The following is a 21,579-nucleotide window of genomic DNA, read 5'->3' as shown; positions in this document are numbered from 1 at the left end:
TACTTTTCAGTATAAAATCTTTATGATATCATTAAGATAGAAAATTAACAATAGTACTTTGAAAACAATTGCATAAATTGAGTTAAAGACTATTAAATTTTTTTTATTTTAAATTAACAGAAAATTTAAAATGTATAATCAATTTAAAAGTAACTGAATCGGGTAGGGGGAGTTTGAAATGTCACAACAAATTAAAAAAATAGCATTACTAACAGGTGGTGGAGATTGTCCAGGATTAAATGCAGTTATAAGAGCCGTAACAAGAACAGCTATAATAAATTATGGAATGGAAGTAATAGGTTACAAGTTTGGATATAGAGGATTATACAATAATGATTTCGTACCTCTAACTCTAGATAGTGTGTCAGGTATTCTTCATAGAGGAGGAACTATACTATATAGCTCAAACAAAGACAACTTATTTAATTATTCAGTAGAAGAAAATGGAGTTACTGTTAAAAGGGATGTATCTGATGTAGCGGTAGAAAACCTTAAAAGAGAAGGTGTAGATGTATTAGTTGTTATAGGCGGAGATGGAACTTTAACATCAGCAAGAGATTTTGCAAGAAAAGGAGTTAAAGTTATTGGAGTACCAAAAACAATTGATAATGATTTAGCATCAACAGATGTTACATTTGGTTTTAATACGGCTATAGATGTAGCTACAGAAGCTTTAGATAGATTACATACAACAGCTGAGTCACATCATAGAGTAATGATTTGTGAAGTTATGGGAAGAGGTGCAGGATGGATAGCATTAGAATCTGGTATTGCAGGTTCAGCAGATGTAATTCTTTTACCTGAAATGCCTTATGATATAAATAAAATTGCTGAAAAGGTAAAAGAAAGAGAAGCAGAAGGAAAGAGATTTAGCATAGTGGTAGTAGCAGAAGGAGCAAAACCAAAGGATGGGGAAGTGGTAGTAGCTAAGATAGTTGCTGATAGTCCAGATCCAATTAGGCTTGGTGGAATAGGGAATAAATTAGCTGGTGATCTTGAAAAATTATTACCAGATAAAGAAATAAGATGTACAGTACTTGGACATATTCAAAGGGGTGGCATAACTTCAACATATGATAGAATATTATCAACTAGATATGGAGTTGGAGCTGTGGAGCTAATTAATGAAGGTAAATTTGGTGATATGGTTTGTCTTAAAGATGGAAAGATGTCAAGTGATAGTCTAGAAAATGTTATAGGACAAAAATCAAAATTAGTTGATCCAAACGGAGAATTAGTTAAAATGGCCAAAAAAATAGGAATTTCATTTGCAGATTAGAGGTAAAATAAGTGGTAGAGAATTAACTCTACCACTATTTTTTTTGAATAGATGTAAAATATCTAATAAAAGTTATATAAAATTTTATTAGATACTTCAAAATTTTCTGAAAATATGCTATAATTTTCTTAGGCAGAGATTACAGTAAAGAAAGCTGGAGGGTATTATGAAAGAAATAAAGAAATATTTAGAATCAAGAATTGGAACATATGGATTTTTCTTTGAGGATTTAAAGAGTGGTTATATTTATGGGTATAATGAAAACGTTCAAATGGTAGCAGCAGGATGTATGAAGTTGCCTATATCAGTATCATTAATTAAGGCTGTAGAAAATAAAAAAATAGATTTTCTAGATAAAATTAAAATAGATGGAAAAGATAAGGTTTATGGTACTGGAATAATTCATGAATTTAATGAGAGAGAATATACTGTTTTCGAATTATTAGTTGCAATGTTAATTCAAAGTGATAATACAGCAGCGAACAAGATAATAGATATAGTTGGAATGGATGAGATTAATAGAGATATAAAAGAAATGGGATTAAAAAACACAGTTTTAAATAGAAAAACTACTGATGAAAGAAAGGGGAAAAATGAAGTTGAAAATATAACATCAGCTCTAGATCTTGCTAGAATTTGGAGACATTTATATAACTCAACTTATCTAAGCCCAGAAAATAGTCAAATGTTAATTGATATTCTAACAAGACAACAAATAAAAAATAAGTTAGCATTATATATTCCAGATGATTTAAAGTATGAAATTTCAAGCAAAACTGGTGATAAAAATGGTGTGGAAAACGATACACAACTAATTAGATTATCAAAAGGAAACTTTACATTTACAGTTTTATCTATGGGGATACCAAATAGTGTTTATGGGACTGTAACATTAGCGAAATGTGGTAAAATGATGTGGGATAATGTAATGAATAACTGGCATTAATAAAAGAAATGAGATAACTCCTAGGTTTCTAGGGGTTATCTCATTTCTTATAGATAGATTCGTCAAAAAATCGTTAAAAATTATATTTGAAAAATTTTACTTATTAATTTAGCAGCTTCTTTCATAATATCATCTGTTGCATGACAATATGTTTTCATTATTTGCTCTATATCATGGCGAAGTACAGTATCAGCATTTTTAAAACCTATCCTATTTCTAAATGTAAAGTAGGGTTAATCCATTAATAAAATGTGGTCCTTGAAAATTGAATAATACGGTATTAAGAAAGTATGTTATAATGAATTCATAATAGTAAGAAAGTATGAATAAGTTTTTTATTTAACTAATATATACACTTAAATTTGAAAAGGAGAATTAATTATGATTGAATACAAGTTTGATACCCAGTTACTAATTGAGGGCCATGATCTTTCGGAAGATGAAATTAATGAATATATAACTAAGAATATTGAAGGGGATTGTCTGCTTGCAGTTGGTGATGAAGATTTGATAAAGATCCACTTCCACACTAATACTCCATGGAAAGTGCTTGAGTATTGTGCTTCGTTGGGCGATATTTACGATGTGGTTATAGAGAACATGGAACGCCAAGAGAATGGGTTACAGGGTTAGATGGTGCAGGAATTTCTAGTTTATCCAATTAGAAATATATAAATAATCTTAACAAATTACAAAAATAAATTTAAAATTAATTGTTATGAAAATACCGCATTATTCAATAGAATATGCGGTATTTTTTATGTCCGCAATTATAAATAGTTAAGAATAGAATACATAATTAATCCACTCTATATAAAAAATATTTCTAAATAATTAATAAAATTTGTTCCTTGAAAATCGAACAATGCGGTATTAAAAATAATTATAACTACATCAATACAGTAGAAGTATTAATATAATTTCATATTTAAGAACAATTATTTAATGTTATGAATATATTAAAGTATACAAAAGAGGAAGGTGATAAATATGTGTTTCGGCTGTGGATTTGGTGGCTTTGGTGGCTTTGGTAGCTTTGGTGGCTTTGGATTTAATAGATTTAATAGATGCTGCTGTTGTTGCAGATGTCATAGAAGACGTAGAAGACGTAGAAGAAGTAGTTAAATTTTAATATGATATGAAGTAATTTGTTATAGCTAAATTAAGATGCCGTATTATTCAAAAATGAATATACGGTATTTTTTTATTATTAAGTAGAGATAGAATGGATAAAGAGCTATTTAGAAAGACAGAAGGTTTTATTTTAAATTAAAAAATCTTACTGGAATCAAAAAAACCAGTAAGATCTAATGAAAACATCCTAATTAATAAAAATTATTTATAATGTTTTAATAACTAAAATCTATTCTTTTATTAAAATGAATTTATATAGATAGTTAACACTAAAGTATATCATCAGTACTAGTATTAGTGTTAGTATTAGTATTGGTATTAGGGTTAGTGTTAGTATTAGTATCAGTTTCACTCTCAGTAGAAGTAAGTCCATTAGTTCCATTAATGGTAACATTTAATGTTATAGTATTTCCATTAGAGGTAGTGTCTGTATTAGAAGTTGCTTGAGCTTGTTCTTGAGTTTGAGCTTGAGTTTGAGCTTGAAGTTGAGCTTGAAGCTGAGCTTGAACTTGGGCTTGAGCTTGAAGTTGAGCTTGAAGCTGAGCTTGAACTTGGGCTTGAGCTTGAAGTTGCCTTTGTAATTCATACAATAAACTTAAATAATTATTAGAATTAGTATTTGTATTTCCTGATTCACTTGAACATTCAGAATCATAGTTTTCTGATTCACTTGAACATTCATAATCATCATAATATCTACTCATAAAAATATCTCCTTATCCTTAGTTTTAACCATCATAAATACATGAGGGTTTTACTTTATAATATGATGATCATGCAAATATAGTCACACATTTAATTTAAAATAAAGAAATTATTATTAGGTTTTTATAATAAAATATAAAATATTTAAGAAATATAAAATCTTAGGTATTAGTATTTTTATTGACAATATTTTAGAATAGTGTTATTCTATGAAAAAAAGATAACCTTTAATTTAATCCAGAGAGATTAACAAGGAAGCGATTGTAATAGCAAACGAATGTTATTTAGGCCTTATCATACCTTCCTTGAAAAAGGGAAGGTTTTTTTATTATAAAACTTATAAAATACCTTTAAATTTAACACAGAGATGTTAACAAGGAGTGAAGTAAATGAATATGAAAAACAAACATTTAATTGATCCAATGGATTTTTCTAAAGAAGAACTACAAGAAATTTTTAAATTAGCACACCAAATAATAGCAAATCCAAGAGAGTATTCTCATATCTGCGATGGAAAAATTTTAGCTACTTTATTTTACGAGCCAAGCACAAGAACAAGGTTTAGCTTTGAAGCTGCAATGATGAAACTTGGTGGTAAAATTCTAGGGTTTTCGGAACCAAATTCAAGTTCAACTGCAAAAGGAGAGACTTTAGCAGATACAATAACTATGGTATCAATATATTCAGACATAATTGCAATGAGACATCCAATGGAAGGCTCAGCTAAGCTTGCAAGTATGTATTCAAATGTATCAGTAATAAATGCAGGAGATGGAGGACATCAGCATCCAACTCAAACATTAACAGATCTTTTAACTATAGAATCCTTAAAAAATGGATTAACGAATCATACCATAGGAATATGTGGAGACTTGAAAAATGGTAGAACAGTTCACTCACTTATAAAAGCCATGTCAAGATACGAAAAAACTAAATTTATCTTAATTTCACCAAAGGAATTATCTATACCAGTTTATATAAGAGAAGAAATACTAATAAAAAATAATATAGAATTTAAAGAGGTTGAAAAATTAGAAGATGTAATAGATGAACTAGATATACTGTATATGACAAGAATTCAAAAAGAGAGATTTTTCAATGAAGAGGAATATATAAGACTTAAAGATAGCTACATTTTAGAGGTTGAAAAAATGAATTTAGCTAAAAAAGATATGATAGTTATGCATCCATTACCAAGAGTAAATGAAATTTCCATAGAAGTAGATAAAGATGAGAGAGCTTGCTACTTTAAGCAAGCTGAGTATGGAATGTATGTAAGAATGGCTTTAATAGCAAAACTTTTGGGGGTGGCGTAAATGCTAGAAATAACAAGTATTAAAAATGGATTAGTAATAGACCACATAAAGGCGGGAATGGGAATAAAAATATTTAATTATTTAAATCTTGATAAGGTTAATAGTCAAGTTGCTTTAATTATGAATGCAGAAAGTAATAAGGTTTATAAAAAGGATATAATTAAGATAGAAAATTCTTCAGAAATAAATTATACAGTTTTAGGTTTATTATCACCAAATCTTACTATAAACGAAGTTAGAGAGGGAGAAATAGTTAGAAAAATTAAACCAGAACTTCCTAAAAAAGTAGTAGATATATTAATATGTAATAATCCAAGATGTATAACAGAAGAAGAAAAATATGTGCCACATACATTTAACTTAATAGACGAAAATAAAGGAACTTACAAGTGCGACTATTGTGATCATATAACAAAGCTATCTGATTTATAGATTTAAATATAAGCTATGAGGTGAAATTATGAATTTACTAATAAAAAATGCTAGAGTAGTTGATTGCTCACAAGATTTTATTGGAGATGTTTATATAGAAAATGGAAAGATAAAGGAAATAGGATTAAATATAGAAAAAGATAATGTAGAATGTATAGATGCTAAAGGACTTACTTTAATGCCAGCATTTGTTGATACTCATGCGCATTTTAGAGAGCCAGGACTAACTTATAAAGAGGATATAGAAACAGGATCTAAAGCTGCTTTAAGAGGGGGATATACTGGAGTATGCTTAATGGCAAATACACAACCGATATGTTCAACTAAAGAAGTCCTAGAAAAAGTTAGAGGTAGAGAAAAAGAGTTAAACTTAATAGATTTACATCAATGTGTTTCGGTTACCAAAGGATTCGATGGAAAAGATATAACTCATTTAGACGAATTTAGCACTGATAATAAACTTAAAGCAATATCAGATGATGGTGTTGGTGTTATGGATTCAGAAATAATGTATAAGGCAATGCTTAAAGCAAAAGAAAATGGATGGGTAATAATGTCTCATGCAGAGGATCATAGTTTCTCAGATATAGATATGAGAATAGCTGAAAATATAATGACATTAAGAGATATATACTTAGCAAAGGAAACAGGGGCAAGATTGCATATGTCTCATGTTAGTACAAAGGAAGCTATAAAATATATTAAAGAATCAAAAGGGAAGTATAATAATATAACATGTGAAGTTACTCCACATCATATATGTTTAACAAAAGATGTAAATAATTATAGAGTAAACCCTCCTATAAGGGAAAAAGAAGATGTAAAAGAAGTTATAAGAGCAATAAAAGATGGGACTGTTGATTGTATAGGTACAGATCATGCTCCTCATACAAAGGAAGATAAAGAAAAAGGCTCACCAGGAATGGTAGGCTTAGAAACAGCCTTACCAATTTGTTACACAAGCTTAGTTAAGTCTGGTGAAATAAACTTAAATAAATTAAGTGAAATTATGTCCAAGAACGGAGCTAAGATTCTTGGAATGAATAAAGGAATAATTAGTCCAGGAATAGATGGAGATTTAGTAATACTAGACTTAGGTAAGAAAATAACAGTAAATTCAAAAGAATTCCATTCAAAAGCTCAGAATACACCATTTGAAGGAATGGAGTTTTATGGAGAGGTTCAAATGACTATAAAGGGTGGAAAAATACTTTATAGAAAATAGGAGGATAAAATGAAAAGTTTAATAATGGATAAGTTATATAATAGAGTAAATGAAAGAGGTGTAGTATGTGTTGGTTTAGATACAGCCATTGAATACATACCTAAGCATCTTTTTGAAGGAAGAAGCGAAGCTCAGGCTTTAGTTGAATATAATAAGCAAATAATAGATGCAACAATAGATGTAGCTGCTTGTTTTAAAGTACAGATTGCTTACTATGAAGCTTTAGGATTAAAAGGGATGTTAGCTTATAAAGAAACATTAGACTATTTAAGAGAAAAAGATGCGATAATAATTGCTGATATAAAAAGAGGAGATATAGCTGCCACAGCAAAACAATATGCAAAAGCACATTTTGAAGGGGACTTTGAAGCTGACTTTATAACTCTAAGTCCATATATGGGAATGGATAGTATTGAGCCTTATATACCTTATATGGAGAAAGGAAACAAAGGAGTTTTTTCTCTAGTCAGAACATCTAATAAAGGGGCAGAGGACATAGAAATGCTTAAAACTACAGATGAGAGAGATGTCTATAAAGTAGTTGGTGATAAACTTACTGAGCTTGGTAAGGAAATAGTAGGTGAGTGTGGATACTCAAGCATAGGTGGAGTAATAGGATGTACTCATGTAGAAGAGGGTGTAGAAATAAGAAAAAGATTTAAAAATATGTTCTTCTTAATACCAGGTTATGGTGCTCAAGGTGGAAAGGCTGAAGATGTAGCCTTATATTTAAATAATGGAAATGGAGGAGTTGTAAACTCTTCAAGAGCTATACTTCTAGCATATAAAAAGCAAGAAGAAAGAGAAAAAGAATTTGCTTTATGCGCAAGAGAAGAAGTAATAAGAATGAGAGATGAAATAAGAGTTGCTGTAGAAAGTAGATAGGGGGAAAACTAATGAAGACGACTTACACTAAATCAAAGGTTATATCAAATGAAAAAATAGTTGATGGAATATATAGAATGGTCGTTAAAGATAACAATGAAGTAAGAGCTGGACAGTTTTATATGTTAAAGCTAAATGGACAAACTTTACTTCCTAGACCAATAAGTGTATGTGAAAAAAATGAAGGAACTATCACTTTCTTATATGCAGTAGTTGGGAATGGTACTAGAGAATATATTAGCTTAGAAAGAGGAGATTATATAAATCTTATAGGCCCTTTAGGAAATGGATTTAATATTGAAGAATCTTTAGGGAAAGTAGCTTTAGTATCTGGAGGAATTGGAACTGCACCAATGCTTGAACTTGCTAAAAAGTTAAGAGAAAAGAATAAAGATTCTAAAATAGATTTATATGCAGGTTTTAGAGATGATATATATCTAATAGATGAAATAAAAGCATATGTTAATGAAGCATATGTAAGTACAAATACAGGAAAATATGGGCACAAGGGCTTTATAACAGATATTTTAAAAGCAGAGGAATATGACACAGTTCTTTGTTGCGGACCCGAAATAATGATGAAAAAGGTAGTAGATATGTGCAAAGAAAAAGGCGTTAAGGTGTATGTATCTATGGAAAAACATATGGCTTGTGGTGTAGGAGCATGTCTTGTATGTACATGTAAAACTAAAGATGGGCATAAAAGGACCTGTAAGGATGGTCCAGTATTTGATGGATATTATGTTGAACTTTAAAATCAAAGGAGGAATTTTATAAATGTTGAAAGTAAATATAAATGGAGTAGAATTTAAAAATCCAGTAATAGCAGCATCAGGAACCTTTGGTTTTGGACAAGAATATAATGATTTCTATGATGTGGGGATTTTAGGTGGAATATCATCAAAAGGTTTAACTTTAAATCCTAAAGATGGGAATGAAGGAATTAGAGTATATGAAACTCCATCAGGAATGATGAACTCAGTTGGACTTCAAAATCCAGGAGTAGATAGATTTATAAAAGAAGAACTTCCAAGGATGAAGAAGCTTGGCACTAACATAATTGCAAATGTTGGTGGAGGATGTATGGAAGATTATGAAGAAGCTATTGAAAGGCTAAAAGGAACTGACATAGATATGATTGAACTTAATATATCATGTCCAAATGTAAAGTCAGGAGGAATGGCTTTTGGAATAAAATCAAATGTAGCTTACGAAGTAGTTTCTAAGATAAAGAAAATTACAGATAAGCCTCTTATGGTTAAGCTTTCTCCAAATGCTGAAGATATAGTTAAGATGGCAATAAGTTGTGAAGAAGCAGGCGTTGATTCAATATCTTTAATAAACACCTTAAAAGGTTTTGCAGTAGATCCATATAAAAGGAAGCCTATATTTAATAATGTATATGCAGGACTATCAGGACCAGCTGTAAAGCCAATAGCATTAAGAATGGTGCATGAAGTATCAAAAGCTGTAAATATACCTGTAGTAGGACTTGGTGGAATTTCTAATGGACTAGATGCAATAGAATTTATGATGGCAGGAGCATCAGCAATTCAAATAGGAACAATAAACTTTGCAAATCCTATGGCTGGTAAAGAAATAATAGATGAAATGGAAAGATTCTGTATTCAGCAAGGAATAAAGGATATAAATGAAATTATAGGATGTATAAAGTAATAAAAAAATACAGGTAGATTAATATAATGATCTACCTGTATTTTAAAATCCATTAAGACAGTAAATAAATTTGTGTAAAATGAAACCTATGTACTGTATTTTAATAAAATATATTATATATTATTTTTTTAAGAATACTCCAGTTATTATATTTATAATATCCTTTATTGTATCTAATTGATTAACAATTCCATCTTTCATAACTATAGCTTCAGCAGTAGTTTCAATTGCTACATCACTTATATCTTTAACATTTTCAGATATACCATTTAAGTTCTTAATTGTATTATCTAAATTAGATTTATTATCTTTAAGAGCAGTATCTATGGTACTTATAAGAGATATAAGCTTTCTTAGTGCTAATATAAGATAAACTAATGCCACAACGGCAACAATAACGATAATAGTTAATAAAAGAGTATTAACATCAATAGTAATAGTCATTTGTGTAACCTCACTTAATATTTATTAAAATAAGTATAATTAATTAACTATTTAGATAGTTGAATCCTCTTTTATTTCATTAACAACTTCCTCTGATACTTCCTTATTTAATACTTCTTCATTAGATTCATCTAGAACTTCTTCAGCAACTGCTTTTTTTGATTCAAGATATTTTGAAACCTTATCTTTAGCTTCAGAAAAGTTTGATTTTGCATCTTCAGCAACATTTGAAGCTGTATTTTTTATTGTATTATTTAAATCACTGGCAGTTTCCTTTATAGATTTTCTAGTTTCTTTACCTGATTTAGGAGCGAATAATAATCCACTAGCTAGTCCAGCGGCAACTCCAAGTGTTGCACCTAAGGCAAGATTTTTAGCAGTTTTAGTTTTTTCTTTTTTAGCCTTTTCTTTTCTTTTTTGTTCGATTAAATTTGTCAAATTCATATCAAAATCCTCCTTTTATGGTAAATTATTTATAGTGTATATAAATGATTATAAATCAACCAGGGTATAAACACAAGTTATATGCAGAATAAGCTAATCTTATTAAAAGATGTACAAGTTTCCAATAAAAAACTTTATATTATAGCTTAAATAATGTAATATATATATGAGTAAGAATTAAGATTTTATTAAAATCATTGTATTAATAAGTATCTAGTTATAAATAATATTATATAAAGTTAAGGAGGATACAATGAAAGTTAAAAAAGGAAGTATAGTTTTTAGTATAGTAATTGCAATTTTATTATTATCTATAGTATTAATAGTAAAAAATATATTAAATAAAGAATCAAAAGAAGTTGTAGTAGCTAAAAAATTTATAGAAAAATTATGTAAAAACAATATGATAGAGGAATATAATAATTCTAAAAGTATAGTTGAAGAGGGGCATTTAAATAAATTAGCCAATAAAAATTCTCAAATACAGTATTCTGTAATAGTAGGAAAGTATGGTGTTGATATAGATAAAAATTATAATGTATTAGGATTTTCAAATAAAAATACAAGTATAGAAAAGAATAAAAACATTATAGCTGAAAATGAGGCTGTTAGTTTAGCCACTAGATATGTTAGTGAAATTACAGATGATGATTTTAGATTTAAAGAAGTAAGGGTACGAGAAGGCGAGGAAAGTCCTTGTCACAATGTAGTATTCTATAAATATAGAGATGGATATCCTTATTATAAACAAGAAATAAATGCAATGATCGATAAAAGAACTGGTAAATTAGAAGGGTATTCAAATTATCCACTAGATCACATAAAGCATATAGATAAAATTAATATTAATGAAGAAGATGCAAGTAATAGTATAAAGAAATATTTTGTTAATCTTAATTTAAAAGCTGAAATTTTAGGTGATCCTACGCTTTATTATATTTCAATAAAAGATGATAAGATGGCACTAGCATATGTGTACAATGTAAAAGTCATTAATTCAGATAACAAAGAAGAAAAGGTTACTATATTTTTAGAAGCAGATTCAGGAGAGATAATAAATTCTAATTTGGAAGCAATGGCAAAAAGTTAATAAAAAGGGATATTTGAATTAAATTTAACTCAAATATCCCTTTTTTCTTATATTTAAAATATTTTTATTACCATTCTGTTACTTCATCTCCAAGCTCAGGAATTGATGAAGCTGTAAATACTGGATCCTTTATACCAGATTTTTTTTGTTTTTTATAATCCTCTAATGCTCTAAATGCAATCTTACTTAATAATACAATTGCTACTAGATTTATTATAGCCATGAATCCCATAAATACATCAGCTAGGTTCCAAACTATATCCATGCTAACAAGAGAGCCAAAGAATACCATTGCTCCAACAGCTATTCTATAAACTTGTAAATAAATTTTTTTGTTAGTAATAAATTGAATATTTGCTTCTCCATAATAGTAATTTCCAACTATAGAGCTAAATGCAAATAATAAAATACATATTGAAATAAATATTCCACCCCAAGAACCTACTTGAGAAGTTAGAGCCATTTGTGTAAGCTCTATACCTTTAACACTTCCATCAAGAGGAGCATCAGATAGCAGTATTATAAAGGCAGTACAACTACAAATTATAAGTGTATCTGTAAAAACTCCAAGTGTTTGAATAAATCCTTGTTTAACAGGATGCGACACAGTAGCAGTAGCAGCAGCATTAGGAGCAGATCCCATACCAGCTTCATTAGAAAATAGTCCTCTTTTTATACCTTGCATTAATGCAGCCCCGATTCCACCACCAACAACTTGATGTACACCAAAAGCATTCTCAAAAATCATTTCTAATACTGCAGGAAGATGTCCAATATTTTTAATAACTATAAACAATGCTACAACTATATAGGCAATAGCCATAATAGGAACTAAAACACTTGAAACTTTTGCAATTCTATTTACTCCTCCAAAAATTATTACTATAGTAAGAAATGTTATAAGAGCACCAACAATAGCTCTATTAAATCCAAAAGAAGTATTTAAGGAAAGGGTTATAGTATTTGCTTGAACTGAGTTAAATACTAATCCAAAGGCGATAGTTATAAGAATTGCAAAAGTAACGCCCATCCATTTCTTCTTAAGTCCTCGAGCCATATAGTAGGCAGGACCACCTCTAAAGGTATTACCATCTTTAACTTTATAAATTTGTGCTAAAGTAGATTCTATAAAGCTTGAAGCGGCTCCAATAAGTGCTATAAGCCACATCCAAAATATTGCACCAGGACCTCCAATAGCAATAGCAGTTGCTATACCAGCTAAATTACCAGTACCAACTCTAGAGGCTGTGCTTATACAAAAGGCTTCAAATGACGATACAGAATGATGGTTTTTTTCACCGGTAGCACCATCTCCTAGCAATCTAAACATTTCTTTAAGATTTTTAAATTGAACAAATTTTGTTTTAAAAGTAAAATAAAGACCAATTATAATAAGCATAGCAATTAAAATATAAGTCCATAAAAAATCATTAAATTTTAAAATTATATTATTAAAAAATTCCATATAATGAAAATCCCCCTTTTCTTTTGCTACAAATTAAATTTTATCTTAGAATATAATATATATTATTTATAATCAAATTGCAAGAAAAAAGTTTTGGTATTTCATAAAATGGGTAAAAGTGTGATGATTCTTATTATAAATAGCATATAATGAATTAATAACTGACAACTTATTCATAATGGTGATTTTGTTTAAAATTTTATAATAAAAAAGAGAACCAATGTTGGTTCTCTTTAAAATAATTAATCTTCATTAGGATTAGGAGCTGGTTCAGATCCACCAGCCTCTTGAGATTCCTTTAATTCTATAACAATTGTATCACCTTTTTTAGCTTTATCAGATGATAAACTTTTAATTATTCTAGTTTTTGCATTGTTATTAGAAATCTTAACATTTACTCCTTTAGATTTTAATAAACTTATTGCATCATCTGCATTTCCACCTACAGCAATTCCTAAGTCAGATAGTTTAAACTCTTCATCCTTTGGAGGATTTGGAGCAGGTTTACTATCATCTTTTTCTGTTGGAACAATATATTTATAATCAGCTGCACCTGAATATGGGTTATCTTTTCTTATAAATACTCTTTCTTCAATTAAACCTTTAGGAGTATTTTCTGTTGCTAATTTATTATTATTTTTATTAACTTTAGCAGTTACATGAACATCACAAACTCCTGTAGGCTCAGTTCCAGCTATAAATAATTCATTACGTACTCTTGAGCCTCTAGGATCTCTAGCGCATAAATCAGTAGGTCTTTTTCCGGAGTCTCTACATACAGCTACACTTGTAACACCACCAGGATTTTCATCGAATTCTTTATATTCTAATCCTTGGTGAACTGGAGCCATAATTGCTCCCCATAAAGCAGCAGCAGAAGAACTATAACTTCTTCCTCCCATTACTCCATGATTATCGTATCCAATCCATACAGAAGCTGAGTAGTATGGAGTTAAACCTGCAAATAAGAAGTCCGTAACATTATTAGTTGTTCCTGTTTTACCTATAACAGGCATATTAGGTATTTTAGCTTTATCACCATCAAAAGTTAAAGGACCTTTAAGTAAATCTCTCATAATATAAGCAGTTTGAGGAGAAAATACTTGGTCTTGCTTAAGTTTAGGCTCTAATATAACTTTTCCATTTGCATCAACTACTTTAGTATATAAAATTGGATTTGTGTACAATCCATTATTACCAAAGCTTCCAAAAGCAGATGCAAGCTTAAAAGTATTACCACCGTCAGGGCTTCCGTCTTCCCCTGTAAATTCACCTAAAGCTAATGTTGCTAAAACTTTAGACTTTTCACCATAAACCAAACCTAATTTTTCACCGTAAGATAAACCATTTTCAACTCCAAGCTTATCTTCAACTATTATAGTAGGTATATTCTTAGATAAAGCAATAGCTTCTCTTGATGTAATTAAACCATCAGAAACGTGGTTCCAGTTTGCAGGGTTCCAGCCAGGATACTTACTTTGAATAGAAGCTGGAAGCAGTGCATCGTCTATAGCAGTTGCAGCAGTTATAGTTTTAGTATCTATTGCAGGACCATAAACAGTTATAGGTTTTGTAGTTGATCCTATAGATCTTAAAGCGTCATAAGCTCTATTTGTAGATCTAGCTGGCTGTTGACCTCTACCACCAACAAGAGCTTTAACTTGACCAGTTCTATAATCAGTTATTACAGCAGAAGCTTGTAATGCTGGAGTACCATTTTCATCAAGAGTTTCTGGATTAGCATATATATCTATTTGAAGATTGTCTCTATTATCAAGAGCAGCTTGAGTAGAGTCTTGCATTTTTCTATCCATAGTAGTATAAATTTTAAGACCACCAGTAGCAAATAATTTATCTACTTCTTCATCAGTATACTTATAAACTTCTTTTAAGTCATTTTTTACTTGATCTAAAGCAGGATAAACAAACCATTCATAGTTTATTTTATAATCAACAACTGTTTGAGAAAAAGCAAATTTATTTTCATTTGTGAATGCATAAGCTTCATCATATTCTGCTTGAGTTATATATCCTAAATCTCTCATTTTCATAAGAACAGTTTTAGTTCTATCTAAGTAAAGTGTAGGATCTTCTTTATTAGCAGGATTATATGGGCTATAAGCACTAGGTGCTTGAGTTAATCCTGCAATAAATGCCGATTCAGGTAAATTTAAATCCTTAGCATCTTTATCAAAGAAATAATTTGCAGCGGCTTCAACTCCATAAATTGTTCCACTTAAAGGAATTGTATTTAAATAAGCCTCTAAAATTTGATCTTTTGAAAGTTTGCTTTCTAATTTTAAAGAAAGATACATTTCTCTTATTTTTCTTTCAACTTTAACGTCATTTGTTAAAAGAGTATTTTTTATTAATTGCTGAGTAAGTGTAGATCCACCTTGTACACTACCTTTTCCCGTAAGATAAAACATTGCAGATCTATAAGTTGAACCTAAAGTTCTTTTTACATCTACACCTTTATGTGTATAGAAACGCTCATCTTCAATTGAAACATAAGCATCTTTTAAATATTTTGACATTTCATCCAATTTTATTTTATATCTTTCTTCTTTTGTTGGAAGATTATCAATATATTTACCTTCACTATCATATAGCATAGAAGGTTCATTTAAGTTTAAAACTGCATTTACATCAAGAGGTGGTGTACTTTTAATTATTGCAAACACATAACCAAGACCAACTACAAAGCATAGAAGTCCTGCAATTAATATTGTAAGAAAAGTTCTCTTTATTATTTTTTTATATCTAGGTTGATTTTTTTTCTTTTTAGAGCTTTTGCCATTGTTCTTATTGTTATTAGTATTGGCTTGGCTTTTTTCTGTTCTAGAAGTGTCTTTATTAGCCATTTCTTCCTCCCTTAAAATTAAAATTATTTAATATTATAAAATAAATAATATAGAATATTATAGCATATTTATATAAAGAATAAAATAATAACTCTAGAAGGTGCTTATGAAGTATTATACAAAAAAACCCAAAATGCGATTTCAAATTAAACATCCTAAACTTATAATGGTTATTATTGCCTTTTGCATCTTATTTAATTCTATATTGTATTTTTTTAATAAAAGTATTTTACCAGCAGTTATGAAGATAGCAGAAGAGAAGTTAAAAAGAGAAGCTACAGATATAATTCATGAAACAGCTTTAGATATTTATTCTAATGAATTTGATTATTCTGATATGATAATTATTGAAAAAGATAATGATGGTAATATAACTATGTTAAGAGCAGACACAGTAAAATTAAATTACTTATCATCTAAATTAGTTTTAGCGTCAAATGATAAAATAGAAGAATTACAAGAGGTGGGGCTAGATGTTCCATTAGGATACATGAGTGAAAATTTAGTAATTCATAATTTAGGTCCAAAAATAAATATAAAAATGAATCAAATAGGAAATATAACTAGTAGTTATGAATCAGTATTTGAAAGTGCAGGAATAAACCAAACAAGGCATAAAATATATTTAAATGTAAATATGAGGATGAAAGTAGTTATACCGCTAAACAGTAAAGATGTAGAAATAGCATGTCAAATACCAATATCAGAAACTATAATTGTAGGAAAGATTCCTAATACAGCAATTGAATTAAATAGACCGTAACTAAAAAAGCATAATGAATAGTGGAAAATTAAGAAAAAACTCCCTTATGGGAGTTTTTAATTTTAAATATTTTTGCAATTATTAAATCTTAATTAATTTCTAAAGTATCCGTTATGTATTTGTGAGTTTATAATTATTTTTCTTCCCAATTAAATACGTAAGGTACATTTCTATAGAAACTTTCATAGTCAAGACCGTATCCAACTACAAATAAATCTTCTATTTCAAAGCAACAGTAATCTGGCTTTAAATCAACTTTTCTTCTAGAAGGTTTATCTAATAATACACAAGTTTTTACTGATTTAGCTCCACGTTTCTTTACATAATTTATAACAAATTCCATTGTATATCCAGTATCTATTATGTCGTCAACTATTAATACATCCCATCCTTCTATATTATCTGGGATATCATTTACAACCTTAACTTCACCAGTACTTTCTTCTCCATGTCCGTAGCTTGAAGTAGTCATAAAACCAACGTTGGCTTTGCAATCAATAGCTCTAAATATATCTGCCCCAAATACAAAGCTTCCTCTTAGAAGTGGAAGTACATAAAGGTTTTTATCTTTATATTCCTCAGCAATTACTTTTCCAAGTTCTGTTATTCTAGTTTTAATTTGATCTTCTGTAAAAAGTATGTTTCTTTTCTTGTCATCCATTAGTATAATCCTCCTAAAAATGAATATTTTTAAAAGCTTAAAGCCGTATTTACAATAAATTTTAACGTTATTATTAATATTACATATTTTTTATAATTCTTGCAACTTATTTTTTAAATACTATAGCATAAGAATTTTTACATATGTCCACTTTTTTTATTTGGAAATATTTGAGAATATTTGTTAGAATCATGACTAAAAATTAATAATTATGTATTCTTAGTGTAATAATTTTGTAACTTTTTTTAGAATATAAAAACTATAATTAATATTGAGTAATAATTAAGGCATAATTGGTGGGATTAAATATGAAAAGACTAATATTATTTATTGTAAGTACAGCAGTAACATTTTCAACAATAGGAGGTATTTTTTCTGGAGCTTTTATGATAAAAAAAGACAATAATGTAGAAGAAGCAAAAAAAGTTCTAACAGAAATAGAAAATAGAGATTTAAGTAAAATAGAAGATACTTTAGAAAAGGAAAGAGTAAATTTTGAAAAGCAACTAAATCCTGAAAAAGATGAAGAAGTTAATTTTTTTAACTTCTATGGAAATACTGTGTTTTTAGGAGATTCCATTACTGAAGGGTTATCGGAATTGGAAATTATAGATGAATATAATGTTGTATCAGAAAAAGGTGATACTGTAGTAAAGGCCATGAACCAGTTAGATAAAGTTAAACAAATGAATCCTAAAAATATTGTTTTGTTATATGGAATGAATGATGTTATTGAGTTTGATGATTCAAGTGAAACACGAACTCCAGAATATTTTAAAGAAAAATATGTGGATTTAATTAACGAATTAAAGAGAAGGCTACCACGATCTAATATATATGTGACGTCACCTACATCTGTTATGGCAAAGGCACAAAACATAAATAGTAGATTAACTAATGAAAATATAAATAGTTTTAGAGAAATGACAAAAATGGCATGTGAAGAAACAAAAGTTAAGTATGTAGATATTTCTAGCTTTATAGATGGAAAAGATATGTTACATGAACAAGATGGAATTCATTTTAAATATGATTTTTATAATATATGGCTTACATACTTAAAAGATATTATTGAGGCAGGTTAATAGATGAAATTATGAAGAAAGACAGATATTTTAAGTATTATATTATTGAACTAGTAGTAGTAATTGTAATTTTTATTTCAGCTTATCCAATGTTAAGAGTTAGGGATTTGGATATGAATGGAGTTAGAAATTCCTTGGAAAGTTTTAAAAATAATGAAACTATGGAGGAAGGGGATATTAAATCATTAAGAAAATTATATTATATAAATAAAAACCAAGTTGAGGATTTTGTGTCATCTGTTCCTAAAAGTAATATGAATGCAAATGAAATCTTGGTTTTAAAGGTAAAAGATGAAAAAGATATACCTACAATTAAAAGTGGTATTGAGGAAAGAATAAAAAAGCAAGGTGAAAGTTTTAAAAATTATAGGCCTGAAGAGTGTACTCTAATAGAAAATGCAATATTAGAAGTGGAAGGTAATAACATAATATTTATAATTTCTAAAGATTCATCTCAGATAAAAGAGGCTATAGACAGTAACTTTAAGTGATTTTGACGTAATTGGAGTGATAAATTTTGGTATTTAGTAGCTTAATATTTATATTTATGTTTTTACCAAGTGTATTAATTATATATTATTTGGTGCCTAATAGGTTTAAAAACTTAGTATTATTTATTTCAAGCATAGTTTTCTATGCATGGGGAGAGCCAATTTATATAGTTTTAATGATATTTTCAATATTAATAAATTATTTAGCAGGTTTGTTAATAAAAAATAATGATAAAGATAAGAGTAAAAGAAAATTTATATTTTTTACAGTAGTATTAATTGATATAAGTGTACTTTTGTTCTTCAAGTATTATGGTTTTTTAATATCTAATATTAATTGGGTCTTTGGATCAAATTTAGAAATAAGAGAACTTCCATTGCCTTTAGGAATATCATTTTATACTTTTCAGCTAATATCTTATATTGTAGATGTTTATATGAATAAGGTTAAAGCTCAAAAAAATATAATAGACTTTGGCGCATATATTTCAATGTTTCCACAGTTAGTAGCAGGACCAATAGTTAAATACAGTGATATTGAAAGTCAGCTTAAAAAAAAGGAATTATCTATTGATAAATTTGGACAAGGTGTAGAGAGGTTTATACTTGGATTAGGAAAAAAAGTTTTAATAGCAAACAATCTAGGCGCTATATGGCAACAAGTAAAAATTATACCTATAGATTCTCTTACTGTTCTTACTGGATGGATAGGGATAATTTCATTTACTTTACAGATATATTATGATTTTAGTGGATACTCTGATATGGCAATAGGGTTAGGGAAGATGCTTGGATTTGAATTTTTAGAGAATTTTAATTATCCATATATGTCAAAGAGTATAACAGAATTTTGGAGAAGGTGGCATATTTCTCTTGGATCTTGGTTTAAGGAATACATATATATTCCCTTAGGGGGAAATAGAAGAGGGAATGTAATTCAATTTAGAAATTTAATGATTGTTTGGTTCACAACAGGATTATGGCATGGAGCAAGTTGGAACTTTATAGTTTGGGGATTATATTTTGGATTAATAATATATTCAGAAAAAATATTTTTAAAGTCAATTTTGAAAAATGTTCCAAATATTATTGCTCATATTTATACAATGACTTTAGTGGCTATAGGATGGATATTTTTTGATTTAAGTAGCTTAAATGATGCAATTGAATATATAAAAGTGATTTTGGGGTTAAATGGTAATAAGTTATGTAATAATTTCTCATTATATCTAATTTCAACAAACCTAATAATACTTATTATAGCAATAATACTATCTACTGATATGATTAATAAAACCATTAAAGATATTAAAAAACGATTAAGAGAAAGAGACATATTTTTATTTGTGTTTATAGAGTTGATAATTTTGATAATAAGTACTGCATATTTGATAGGTGAAAGCTATAATCCATTTTTATACTTTAGGTTTTAAACGAGAAAGCTGGTGAGTGTGTGAGAGACAAAAGAAAAATTGATGGGTCTTTAATTGCAGAAAAAAGAGTTAAAAAGTTTGATAAGACTTATCGTATAATTATATCAATAATGTTTGTAGGATTCCTTACTATATGTATCCTAATAAACTATTTAAAAAAAGATGACATTTATTCAGAAGTGGAAAATAGAAATTTAAAAACAAAACCATCTTTCTCATTAAAAGAGTTCTTTTTAGGAAGCTATACTAGTGATTTCGATAGCTATATTTCTGATCAATTTTTTGGAAGAAAAGAGTTTATATCATTAAAAACAAAAATACAACAGCTAGGAGGAAATAACAAGATTAACAATGTATATATAGGTAAAGATGGACAACTATTTGAAGACTTTAAAATTGAATCAGATGAAAAAATAAATGATAAGATTCAAGTAATGAATGACTTTAAAGAAATGAATCCAAATACTAATATAGAATTTATGCTTATACCAACAGCTACTAGTGTATTAAAAGATAATCTTCCTAAATATGCTCCAATAGATAATGAATTAGATTATATTAATAAAGTAGGAGAGGGGTTGGATAATTCTATAAAATTTATAAATCCATATAAAAATCTTAAAGAGAATAGTAACGAATATATATATTATAAGACAGATCATCATTGGACTTCTGATGGAGCTTATATTGGATATAAGAGCTTTTGTGAAGCAAATGGAATAGAAGCAAAAGAAAAAAGTGACTTTGATGAGTTAGTTGTATCAGAAGCTTTTTATGGTAGTTTATCTTCAAAAGTTGGAGTATATGGAAGTAATGCTGATAAAGTAAAAGTTTATGTTCCAAAAGAAGATAATATAGTTGTTAATTATGTTTCTGAACAAAAAAAAGTACCAAGCCTATTTGACAGCGAAAGTTTAAATAAAAAAGATAAATATCAAGTTTTTACAGGAGGAAATCATCCATTAATTAATATTAAAACGGCAAATAATCTAGATAAAAAATTACTTATAGTAAAGGATTCATATGCAAATAGTATGATTCCATTTTTAACAGAAAATTATGGGGAAATTGATGTTATAGATCTTAGATATTATACAGATTCTTTACAAGATTTTATTAATACAAAAAATATTACAGATGTATTATTTATGTATAATGTAAATACATTTAATGGAGATGACTCTATATTTAATATAAATGAATAGAGAAATATAAAATACTTCTTATAAAAGCTTAAAGA

21 protein-coding genes are annotated in these 21,579 nt (G+C 28.4%); 15 read left to right on the top strand and 6 right to left on the bottom strand.

Annotated elements, in window-relative coordinates:
- Positions 1 to 178: 178 nt before the first annotated feature.
- The 3 genes from ACH36K_RS13555 (at position 179) to ACH36K_RS13545 (ending at position 2,858) form a co-directional block, all read left to right on the top strand.
- Positions 179 to 1,279 (top strand): 6-phosphofructokinase, encoded by a 1,101-nt coding sequence (locus ACH36K_RS13555; RefSeq protein WP_411168146.1) that lies wholly within the window; start codon positions 179 to 181, stop codon positions 1,277 to 1,279.
- 166 nt (positions 1,280 to 1,445) lie between these two features.
- Positions 1,446 to 2,225: a serine hydrolase gene (locus tag ACH36K_RS13550; RefSeq protein WP_411168145.1), complete on the top strand. Its 780-nt coding sequence runs from the start codon at positions 1,446 to 1,448 to the stop codon at positions 2,223 to 2,225.
- 381 nt (positions 2,226 to 2,606) lie between these two features.
- Entirely contained in the window at positions 2,607 to 2,858 is a 252-nt protein-coding gene (locus tag ACH36K_RS13545; protein WP_411168144.1) for a kinase to dihydroxyacetone kinase, read from the top strand.
- Positions 2,859 to 3,628: 770 nt separating this feature from the next.
- On the opposite strand, the gene ACH36K_RS13540 is transcribed toward ACH36K_RS13545, so the two are convergent.
- Positions 3,629 to 4,063, bottom strand: a complete 435-nt coding sequence (locus ACH36K_RS13540) for a hypothetical protein (protein WP_411168143.1) — start codon at positions 4,061 to 4,063, stop codon at positions 3,629 to 3,631.
- A gap of 390 nt (positions 4,064 to 4,453) precedes the next feature.
- On the opposite strand from ACH36K_RS13540, the gene pyrB reads away from it, so the two are divergent.
- Genes pyrB through ACH36K_RS13510 form a run of 6 tightly spaced genes read left to right on the top strand, consistent with a single transcriptional unit; the run spans position 4,454 to position 9,599 of the window.
- The gene (gene pyrB / locus ACH36K_RS13535; RefSeq protein ID WP_411168142.1) at positions 4,454 to 5,380 is read left to right on the top strand and encodes an aspartate carbamoyltransferase; all 927 of its coding nucleotides are present in this window, start codon (positions 4,454 to 4,456) and stop codon (positions 5,378 to 5,380) included.
- Positions 5,381 to 5,812 carry an aspartate carbamoyltransferase regulatory subunit gene (locus tag ACH36K_RS13530; RefSeq protein WP_411168141.1) on the top strand — a complete coding sequence of 144 codons (432 nt, stop codon included), beginning with the start codon at positions 5,381 to 5,383 and terminating at the stop codon, positions 5,810 to 5,812.
- 28 nt (positions 5,813 to 5,840) lie between these two features.
- Entirely contained in the window at positions 5,841 to 7,037 is a 1,197-nt protein-coding gene (locus ACH36K_RS13525; RefSeq protein ID WP_411168140.1) for a dihydroorotase, read from the top strand.
- Positions 7,038 to 7,046: 9 nt separating this feature from the next.
- A complete protein-coding gene (pyrF, locus tag ACH36K_RS13520; RefSeq protein WP_411168139.1) occupies positions 7,047 to 7,922 on the top strand; it encodes an orotidine-5'-phosphate decarboxylase in 876 nt (291 codons plus the stop codon).
- A gap of 11 nt (positions 7,923 to 7,933) precedes the next feature.
- Positions 7,934 to 8,677, top strand: coding sequence for a dihydroorotate dehydrogenase electron transfer subunit (locus ACH36K_RS13515; protein WP_411168138.1), 744 nt, complete (start codon positions 7,934 to 7,936; stop codon positions 8,675 to 8,677).
- A 22-nt stretch (positions 8,678 to 8,699) separates the two neighbouring features.
- Complete coding sequence (locus ACH36K_RS13510) at positions 8,700 to 9,599, top strand: dihydroorotate dehydrogenase (protein WP_411168137.1); 900 nt, start codon at positions 8,700 to 8,702, stop codon at positions 9,597 to 9,599.
- A gap of 120 nt (positions 9,600 to 9,719) precedes the next feature.
- Here ACH36K_RS13510 and ACH36K_RS13505 read toward each other — a convergent pair whose 3' ends face one another.
- Together ACH36K_RS13505 and ACH36K_RS13500 are read right to left on the bottom strand one after the other, a co-directional pair.
- Positions 9,720 to 10,043, bottom strand: coding sequence for a hypothetical protein (locus ACH36K_RS13505; RefSeq protein WP_411168136.1), 324 nt, complete (start codon positions 10,041 to 10,043; stop codon positions 9,720 to 9,722).
- A gap of 51 nt (positions 10,044 to 10,094) precedes the next feature.
- Complete coding sequence (locus ACH36K_RS13500) at positions 10,095 to 10,487, bottom strand: YtxH domain-containing protein (RefSeq protein ID WP_411168135.1); 393 nt, start codon at positions 10,485 to 10,487, stop codon at positions 10,095 to 10,097.
- 253 nt (positions 10,488 to 10,740) lie between these two features.
- Here ACH36K_RS13500 and ACH36K_RS13495 point away from each other — a divergent pair, with 253 nt between their 5' ends.
- Positions 10,741 to 11,577, top strand: coding sequence for a hypothetical protein (locus ACH36K_RS13495; protein ID WP_411168134.1), 837 nt, complete (start codon positions 10,741 to 10,743; stop codon positions 11,575 to 11,577).
- Between the two features lie 67 nt (positions 11,578 to 11,644).
- On the opposite strand, the gene ACH36K_RS13490 is transcribed toward ACH36K_RS13495, so the two are convergent.
- Together ACH36K_RS13490 and ACH36K_RS13485 are read right to left on the bottom strand one after the other, a co-directional pair.
- A complete protein-coding gene (locus tag ACH36K_RS13490; RefSeq protein ID WP_411168133.1) occupies positions 11,645 to 13,042 on the bottom strand; it encodes an alanine/glycine:cation symporter family protein in 1,398 nt (465 codons plus the stop codon).
- A 242-nt stretch (positions 13,043 to 13,284) separates the two neighbouring features.
- Positions 13,285 to 15,906 (bottom strand): transglycosylase domain-containing protein, encoded by a 2,622-nt coding sequence (locus ACH36K_RS13485; protein ID WP_411168132.1) that lies wholly within the window; start codon positions 15,904 to 15,906, stop codon positions 13,285 to 13,287.
- A gap of 106 nt (positions 15,907 to 16,012) precedes the next feature.
- Between ACH36K_RS13485 and yunB the strand changes: the two genes are divergently transcribed.
- On the top strand, positions 16,013 to 16,669 hold the full coding sequence (gene yunB / locus ACH36K_RS13480; RefSeq protein WP_411168131.1) for a sporulation protein YunB: 657 nt from the start codon (positions 16,013 to 16,015) through the stop codon (positions 16,667 to 16,669).
- A gap of 133 nt (positions 16,670 to 16,802) precedes the next feature.
- Here yunB and hpt read toward each other — a convergent pair whose 3' ends face one another.
- Entirely contained in the window at positions 16,803 to 17,330 is a 528-nt protein-coding gene (gene hpt, locus ACH36K_RS13475) for a hypoxanthine phosphoribosyltransferase (protein ID WP_411168130.1), read from the bottom strand.
- Between the two features lie 308 nt (positions 17,331 to 17,638).
- On the opposite strand from hpt, the gene ACH36K_RS13470 reads away from it, so the two are divergent.
- From ACH36K_RS13470 to ACH36K_RS13455, 4 genes are read left to right on the top strand one after another with little or no spacing between them, the layout of a single operon-like run.
- Positions 17,639 to 18,415: a GDSL-type esterase/lipase family protein gene (locus tag ACH36K_RS13470; RefSeq protein WP_411168129.1), complete on the top strand. Its 777-nt coding sequence runs from the start codon at positions 17,639 to 17,641 to the stop codon at positions 18,413 to 18,415.
- Positions 18,416 to 18,426: 11 nt separating this feature from the next.
- Positions 18,427 to 18,906 (top strand): DUF4358 domain-containing protein, encoded by a 480-nt coding sequence (locus ACH36K_RS13465; protein ID WP_411168128.1) that lies wholly within the window; start codon positions 18,427 to 18,429, stop codon positions 18,904 to 18,906.
- Between the two features lie 26 nt (positions 18,907 to 18,932).
- Positions 18,933 to 20,339, top strand: a complete 1,407-nt coding sequence (locus ACH36K_RS13460) for an MBOAT family O-acyltransferase (protein WP_411168127.1) — start codon at positions 18,933 to 18,935, stop codon at positions 20,337 to 20,339.
- Positions 20,340 to 20,359: 20 nt separating this feature from the next.
- Positions 20,360 to 21,544: a DHHW family protein gene (locus ACH36K_RS13455; RefSeq protein ID WP_411168126.1), complete on the top strand. Its 1,185-nt coding sequence runs from the start codon at positions 20,360 to 20,362 to the stop codon at positions 21,542 to 21,544.
- Positions 21,545 to 21,579 lie beyond the last annotated feature (35 nt).

The organism is Clostridium sp. MB05 (genome assembly GCF_046581255.1).
Taxonomy (GTDB): Bacteria; Bacillota; Clostridia; order Clostridiales; family Clostridiaceae; genus Clostridium.
This window is presented reverse-complemented; position numbering and strand designations above follow the sequence as displayed.

Coding starts and splice junctions, on each gene's coding strand:
- hpt (WP_411168130.1), bottom strand. CDS start 17,330: ATGGATGACAAGAAAAGAAACATACTTTTTACAGAAGATCAAATTAAA.
- pyrF (WP_411168139.1), top strand. CDS start 7,047: ATGAAAAGTTTAATAATGGATAAGTTATATAATAGAGTAAATGAAAGA.
- ACH36K_RS13510 (WP_411168137.1), top strand. CDS start 8,700: ATGTTGAAAGTAAATATAAATGGAGTAGAATTTAAAAATCCAGTAATA.
- pyrB (WP_411168142.1), top strand. CDS start 4,454: ATGAATATGAAAAACAAACATTTAATTGATCCAATGGATTTTTCTAAA.
- ACH36K_RS13490 (WP_411168133.1), bottom strand. CDS start 13,042: ATGGAATTTTTTAATAATATAATTTTAAAATTTAATGATTTTTTATGG.
- ACH36K_RS13515 (WP_411168138.1), top strand. CDS start 7,934: ATGAAGACGACTTACACTAAATCAAAGGTTATATCAAATGAAAAAATA.
- ACH36K_RS13555 (WP_411168146.1), top strand. CDS start 179: ATGTCACAACAAATTAAAAAAATAGCATTACTAACAGGTGGTGGAGAT.
- ACH36K_RS13500 (WP_411168135.1), bottom strand. CDS start 10,487: ATGAATTTGACAAATTTAATCGAACAAAAAAGAAAAGAAAAGGCTAAA.
- ACH36K_RS13465 (WP_411168128.1), top strand. CDS start 18,427: ATGAAGAAAGACAGATATTTTAAGTATTATATTATTGAACTAGTAGTA.
- ACH36K_RS13485 (WP_411168132.1), bottom strand. CDS start 15,906: ATGGCTAATAAAGACACTTCTAGAACAGAAAAAAGCCAAGCCAATACT.
- ACH36K_RS13540 (WP_411168143.1), bottom strand. CDS start 4,063: ATGAGTAGATATTATGATGATTATGAATGTTCAAGTGAATCAGAAAAC.
- ACH36K_RS13530 (WP_411168141.1), top strand. CDS start 5,381: ATGCTAGAAATAACAAGTATTAAAAATGGATTAGTAATAGACCACATA.
- yunB (WP_411168131.1), top strand. CDS start 16,013: ATGAAGTATTATACAAAAAAACCCAAAATGCGATTTCAAATTAAACAT.
- ACH36K_RS13495 (WP_411168134.1), top strand. CDS start 10,741: ATGAAAGTTAAAAAAGGAAGTATAGTTTTTAGTATAGTAATTGCAATT.
- ACH36K_RS13545 (WP_411168144.1), top strand. CDS start 2,607: ATGATTGAATACAAGTTTGATACCCAGTTACTAATTGAGGGCCATGAT.
- ACH36K_RS13525 (WP_411168140.1), top strand. CDS start 5,841: ATGAATTTACTAATAAAAAATGCTAGAGTAGTTGATTGCTCACAAGAT.
- ACH36K_RS13550 (WP_411168145.1), top strand. CDS start 1,446: ATGAAAGAAATAAAGAAATATTTAGAATCAAGAATTGGAACATATGGA.
- ACH36K_RS13505 (WP_411168136.1), bottom strand. CDS start 10,043: ATGACTATTACTATTGATGTTAATACTCTTTTATTAACTATTATCGTT.
- ACH36K_RS13470 (WP_411168129.1), top strand. CDS start 17,639: ATGAAAAGACTAATATTATTTATTGTAAGTACAGCAGTAACATTTTCA.